Origin of the sequence: Nocardioides albidus, from assembly GCF_006335005.1 — a bacterium.
Taxonomy (GTDB): Bacteria; Actinomycetota; Actinomycetes; order Propionibacteriales; family Nocardioidaceae; genus Nocardioides; species Nocardioides albidus.
On record NZ_VDMP01000014.1, the window covers coordinates 15,351 to 20,917 of the forward strand.

General features: G+C 73.5%; 5 protein-coding genes, 1 tRNA gene and 1 pseudogene. 6 read left to right on the forward strand and 1 reads right to left on the reverse strand.

Annotation, left to right across the window (positions count from 1 at the left end; all coding sequences use genetic code 11):
* From FHP29_RS02225 to FHP29_RS02245, 5 genes and pseudogenes are all read left to right on the forward strand, one after another.
* Nucleotides 1-768 (forward strand): annotated as a pseudogene (locus tag FHP29_RS02225) (3-ketosteroid-9-alpha-hydroxylase); the annotation flags it as partial.
* A complete protein-coding gene (locus tag FHP29_RS02230) occupies nucleotides 768-1,037 on the forward strand; it encodes a hypothetical protein (RefSeq protein ID WP_139621247.1) in 270 nt (89 codons plus the stop codon). The pseudogene FHP29_RS02225 and the gene FHP29_RS02230, both read left to right, overlap by 1 nt.
* A gap of 101 nt (nucleotides 1,038-1,138) precedes the next feature.
* Nucleotides 1,139-1,211 (forward strand) — tRNA-Lys (locus tag FHP29_RS02235).
* A gap of 99 nt (nucleotides 1,212-1,310) precedes the next feature.
* Nucleotides 1,311-3,059 carry a DUF1800 domain-containing protein gene (locus tag FHP29_RS02240; RefSeq protein ID WP_139621248.1) on the forward strand — a complete coding sequence of 583 codons (1,749 nt, stop codon included), beginning with the start codon at nucleotides 1,311-1,313 and terminating at the stop codon, nucleotides 3,057-3,059.
* Nucleotides 3,060-3,107: 48 nt separating this feature from the next.
* The gene (locus FHP29_RS02245; RefSeq protein ID WP_139621249.1) at nucleotides 3,108-4,364 is read left to right on the forward strand and encodes a DUF1501 domain-containing protein; all 1,257 of its coding nucleotides are present in this window, start codon (nucleotides 3,108-3,110) and stop codon (nucleotides 4,362-4,364) included.
* Nucleotides 4,365-4,376: 12 nt separating this feature from the next.
* On the opposite strand, the gene FHP29_RS02250 is transcribed toward FHP29_RS02245, so the two are convergent.
* On the reverse strand, nucleotides 4,377-4,790 hold the full coding sequence (locus tag FHP29_RS02250) for a Fur family transcriptional regulator (protein WP_139621250.1): 414 nt from the start codon (nucleotides 4,788-4,790) through the stop codon (nucleotides 4,377-4,379).
* Between the two features lie 171 nt (nucleotides 4,791-4,961).
* Here FHP29_RS02250 and FHP29_RS21475 point away from each other — a divergent pair.
* The coding region (locus tag FHP29_RS21475) for a hypothetical protein (protein WP_205013813.1) at nucleotides 4,962-5,567 on the forward strand (606 nt) is incomplete at its 3' end.

Here is a 5,567-nt window from a genome sequence, read left to right on the forward strand (position 1 = left end):
CAGGCGATCCCGCGCATCGACGGCGGCCCCTCCGACCCGGCGTGGACCGACTGGGCGTGGGCCACCACGGTCGTCAACACCAACTGCCGCGAGATCATCGACAACGTCGTGGACATGGCGCACTTCTTCTACGTGCACCACGCCTTCCCGACGTACTTCAAGAACACCTTCGAGGGCCACACCGCGACCCAGCTGCAGAAGGGTGTCAACCGCGACGACATGCGCCCCGCCGAGGTCGCCATCGGCGCCCCGAAGCGGCTCGGCAACACCTCCGTGGCGACCTACCACGGCCCGTCGTTCATGATCGACGACCTGATCTACCACTACGAGCACGGCGACACCCGCACCGTGCTGATCAACTGCCACTACCCGATCGACGAGAACTCGTTCATGCTGCTCTACGGCATCAGCATGCAGCGCCCCGAGGTCGAGGACGACGACCCGGCCGCCGCCGAGGCCCTCGCCGCGAAGATGGTGGCCACCGTCCGCCTCGGCTTCGAGCAGGACGTCGAGATCTGGAAGAACAAGACCCGGATCGACAACCCGCTCCTGTGCGAGGAGGACGGCCCCGTCTACCAGCTGCGCCGCTGGTACGAGCAGTTCTACGTCGACGTCGCGGACGTCCGGCCGGAGATGACCGAGCGCTTCGAGTTCGAGCTCGACACCACCCGGCCGATCGAGGCCTGGAAGCGCGAGGTCGAGGAGAACGTCGCCCGCCGCGCCGCCGAGGCAGCCGCCGCCGCGGTGCGCGAGCCCCAGGACGCCTGATGGCCGTGCGGCCCGACAACCGGCTCGCCGACGCGCCCATGCACCCGGTGACGTGCTCGTCGTGCGCCGCCGAGGTGCTGGTCCGCAAGGCCAGCTGGCAACAGACCTCGGTCCAGTGGTCCGACGAGGCGATGGCCGCCTGCTCCTCCTGGTCGCCCGGCTCCGCGGTGAAGGGCCTCCCCCCGGTGTGCGACCGGCTGCGCGACAGCATCGCCCGGGCCGTCGTCGACGGGACGCTGCCCGTCGTGACGCCCGAGTACGACGACTGACCCGGTTGCGTGTGCGGTCCGCCGCCACCGCGCAACAGGGACACCGCCCGCAGGGCCGAGGTCCCCGACCGCCACGCAGCTCGGCTCGCTAGGCTCGCCCCGGGCCGTTAGCTCAGTTGGTAGAGCACCGGACTTTTAATCCGAGTGTCGCGGGTTCGAGCCCCGCACGGCCTACTCACGCACGAACTCCGGCGCAGGCCCGAGGAAAGCGCGCCAGGCTCCTCAGGTCCGCTCTCACCCCGCCGATCCCCACGGTGAGGCAGAGGGGGATGGATGCGCGAGCAGTCTTCCGGCGGACCCGGTGCGGGGATGCAGGACGATGTCGCGCTGACCCGGCGCCGGTGGGTGCGCGCGCTCATGGGTGGGGTGGTCACCGGTCGGCCACAGGGCTGGCACCGGTGCCCGCTCCACCCGAAGCACACCTGCCGGCACCGGCGCACCTGCCGCCACCGCCTCCACCGGAAGCCATCGCGCCACGCCGGTCTGCCGAGCCCGCCGCCGGGCACGCCGACGGAGCTGCCGCCCGGTCTGCCGCCCACGCCGCCGGTCATCGTCAACCCCACCCCGCCGTCCGGCGTGCCGACGCCGCTGCCGGTCGGGGAGGCGCTGCCCGCCGACGTACTCCGGGTGCTCTCCCGCTTCTCCTACGGCTACGGCGCCGGTCTGCACGAGCAGGTCCGCGCCGCCGGCGGCTGGCCCGGATGGTTCGAGCAGCAGCTCGACCCGGCCTCGATCGCCGACCCGCGCGCCGACGGACTGCTGTCGTGGTGGCCGTCCTTGTCGATGGGGTACGACGGCATCTGGAAGCTGCACCAGGACGGGACCCAGCCCGGCTGGGTCAGCGTCGCCCACTACGCCCGGTGGTGCCTGCTTCGGCGCGTCTACTCCACCCGCCAGCTGCACGAGGTGATCAGCGAGTTCTGGGAGGACCACCTCCACATCCCGCTGAGCGACGACCTCGTCTTCCCGTTCCGGGGCGACTACGGCATGGTCGTCCGCAAGCACGCCCTGGGCCGCTTCACCGACCTGCTCCAGGCGGCGATCACGCATCCGGCGATGTCGCTCTCGCTCGACAACGCCTTCTCCACCAAGTGGGCGCCCAACGAGAACCTCGGACGCGAGCTCCTCGAGCTCCACACCGTCGGCGCGGGCAACTACACCGAGGACGACGTCAAGACCTCCGCGCGCATCCTCACCGGGTTCCAGGTCGACACGTGGCGGACCTGGGCGCCGTCGTACAACCCGCAGCGCCACTGGACGGGCCCGGTCTCGGTGCTCGGGTTCACCAGCGCCAACGCCGATCCCGACGGGCGCGCGGTCATCGCGGCCTACCTCGACCATCTCGCGCACCACCCCCTGACCGCCCGGCGGCTGGCGCGCAAGCTGGCCGTGAGGTTCGTCGGCGACGACCCGCCGGCCGCGCTCGTCGAGCGCCTCGCCCAGACCTACCTCGACCACGACACCGACATCCGGCCGGTCCTGCGGGCGTTGGCACAGGCTCCGGAGCTGCGGTCCGCGGCCCCGAAGGTGCGGACGCCGTTGGGCGATCTCGTCGCCACCTACCGGGCGCTCGAGGTCGACGTCCACCCGCCGACCTCGGACGAGTCCGGCGCCAACAGCCTGCTCTGGTTCGCCTACTCGCTCGGGCAGCCGCCCTTCGAGTGGCCGCGGCCCGACGGCCCGCCTGCGGACGACGCCTCGTGGTCCTCCACCTCACGGGTGCTGGCATCGATGGACTTCCACCTCACCACCGGCGGCGGCTGGTGGCCGGACGTGGACATGACCTACCGCGCCTACGCGTCCTGGCTGCCCGCCGAGCCGACCGCCTTCGCCGACGTGGTCGACCGGCTCTCCGTCCGCCTGTTCGCCACCCGGGCAGCGCCCCGCGTCGTCCAAGCGTGCGTCGAGGCGCTCGGCATCGCGCCGACCACCCTGATCGGGCACCAGCACGCGCTGGCCACCTGGCGGATGCCCCACCTGCTGGCCGTCCTGCTCGACAGCCCCGACCATCTCCTGCACTGACCGAGCACCGACCGAGCACCGACCGAGCACCGACCGAGCGAGGACGCCATGACCGATCCGTGCTGCAGCGACTACCGCCATGCCGTGACCAGCCGGCGCGCGCTGCTCCGCGGCGCGGGCGCGCTCGGCGCCGGGGTCGCCACGGCGACGTACGGCTCCGCCTTCACCCAGACCGCCTTCGCCGCCACCGGCACCGCACCGCGCACCCTCGTAGTCCTGTCGATGCGGGGCGCGGCCGACGGGCTGAGCCTGGTGGTGCCGCACGGCGATCCGGTGTACGCCGCCGCGCGCCCCACCATCCGCGTCCCGGCCGAGCGCCTCCTGGCCGCCGACGCGATGTTCGGCCTGCATCCGGCGCTCGCTCCCCTGGTGCCGCTGTGGACCGGCGGCGCGATGGCCGCGGTCCACGCCACCGGCCTGCCGGTCGCGAACCGCTCCCACTTCGCCGCGATGGAGGCCGTCGAGGACGCGGACCCCGGCACCCAGGAGCGGATCGGCTGGCTCAACCGGGTGCTCGGCGCCGGCAGCATCGGCTCGCCGCTGCGGGCGATCCAGCAGGGCTCCGGCGTGCTCTCCACCCAGTTGGCGGGCCGGCACCCGGCGATGACCGTCTCCCGCCCGGAGGACATCCGGCTGCCCGGCACGTCGACGCCCACCCAGGCGGCCGCCCGTCAGCGGGCGCTGCGCACCATGTGGGACGGCGCGGGCGGCCCGCTGGCCACTGCCGTCACCGACACGCTCGAGGTCGTCGACCGGTTCGCTCCGGTGCTCGCGACGCCCCCCGATCCGGCCAACGGCGCCGGCTATCCCGACACCGATCTCGGCCAGGCGCTGGCGGCCACGGCCCGGGTGATCCGGGCCGACGTCGGGGTCGAGGTCGTCACCGTCGACCACGGCTCGTGGGACCACCACGTGCGCATCGGCACCCCCGACAGCGGGAGCCTCCGCTCGATGGCCCAGGACCTCGCCGGGTCGGTCGCCGGGTTCTTCGCCGACCTCGGCGCGCTCGCGGACCGGGTGACGCTGGTGACGATCAGCGAGTTCGGCCGTCGGGTCAAGGAGAACGCCAACCAGGGCCTCGACCACGGCCACGGCAACGTCATGTTCGTGATCGGCGCCGGCGTCCGCGGGGGGCGGTACGTCGGTCAGTGGCCCGGACTGCTCAACACCGTCGACGCGGACCTGCCGGTCACCACCGACTACCGGCACGTGCTGTCGGAGGTCGTCCAGTCCGTGTTCGGCGTCAGCCCCGCGACCGCCTTCCCGGGCCTGGTGGCCCAGCGGCTCGACGTGATGACGCTGTGACCCGACGGCTCGTCAGCGACGGGCGCTGCACTCCGCGCACAGCCCGACCAGCTCCACCGTGTGGCTGACCTCGGTGAACCCGTGCTCGTCGGCGACCGCGTGCGCCCACCGCTCGACCGCCGAGCCGGTGATCTCCACGGTGCGCCCGCAGGAGCGGCAGACCAGATGGTGGTGGTGGGAGTCGCTGCACTGGCGGTACGTCGCCTCCCCGGCCGGGTTGTGGCGTACGTCGACGTCGCCGGTCTCCGCCATCGCCTGCAGGGTGCGGTAGACGGTCGCGAGGCCCACCTTGTCGCCGCTGCGCCGCAGGCTGTCGTGGATCTCCTGCGCGCTCTGGAAGTCGTGGGCGCGGGCCAGCGCCTCGGTGATCGCCCGCCGCTGACGGGTGGGCCGCAGCGCGCCGGGGCGCGCATCGGTCTCGGACACCGGGCCTCCTGGGGCGATGGACTGGGAATCACTCTCGAATCTACCGCGAACCCCGGCCGGACCATGCCTCGATGGCCCGTTCTGACCACGCGGACGGGACCGGTGGACCGAGGACGGACGGGACCGCCGCCCGTAGCCTGAGACGGGAGAGGGAACAGGGAGGACTCGCTCGTGGGGAGCAGCAACGAGTTCGGGCCGGACACGGAGAGCATCCGCGCCTGGCTCGACAAGCGCGCCACTTATGCCCGGGACGCCCGGGTCGTCGGCGCCCCGCTGGGCTCCCTGCCGCCCCGGGACTCCCTGCCGGCCGGGGAGTCCCTGCCACCCCGGGACTCCCTGCCGGCCCGGGACCTCTCTCAGGCCGGCCGCTCGGTGGTGGAGGCGCTGCGCGGGGACCCGCCGGGCGGGCCCCCACCACGCGCCGCGGCTCCGGCGCCCGCCCCCGTCGAGCCGCTCCCGGCGGCGGCGCCCGCACCCGTGGAGCCGGTCCGCCCGGCCCCGCCGCCGCGGGTGCGCGCCGCGCCGGAGGTCAGGCACGGCCGCTGGACCGAGCCCGTCGACAATCTCGACGCGCTCGAGGCCAGCACCGATGCGCAGTTCCCGGTCCGCCGGGGCGTGCGTCGAACGCTGTCCTGGATCCTGCTGGCGATCCTCGTGGGCGCCGGCCTGGCGTCGTACGCCGCCTGGCAGGAGCCGAGCGACACGAACCTCGGCATCGCGGCGACCCTGGGCCTGCTCCTGCTCGTGGTGTGGGCGGTGCGGGCCGGATGCGCGACG

Coding starts and splice junctions, on each gene's coding strand:
- FHP29_RS02240 (WP_139621248.1), top strand. CDS start 1,311: ATGCGCGAGCAGTCTTCCGGCGGACCCGGTGCGGGGATGCAGGACGAT.
- FHP29_RS02245 (WP_139621249.1), top strand. CDS start 3,108: ATGACCGATCCGTGCTGCAGCGACTACCGCCATGCCGTGACCAGCCGG.
- FHP29_RS02230 (WP_139621247.1), top strand. CDS start 768: ATGGCCGTGCGGCCCGACAACCGGCTCGCCGACGCGCCCATGCACCCG.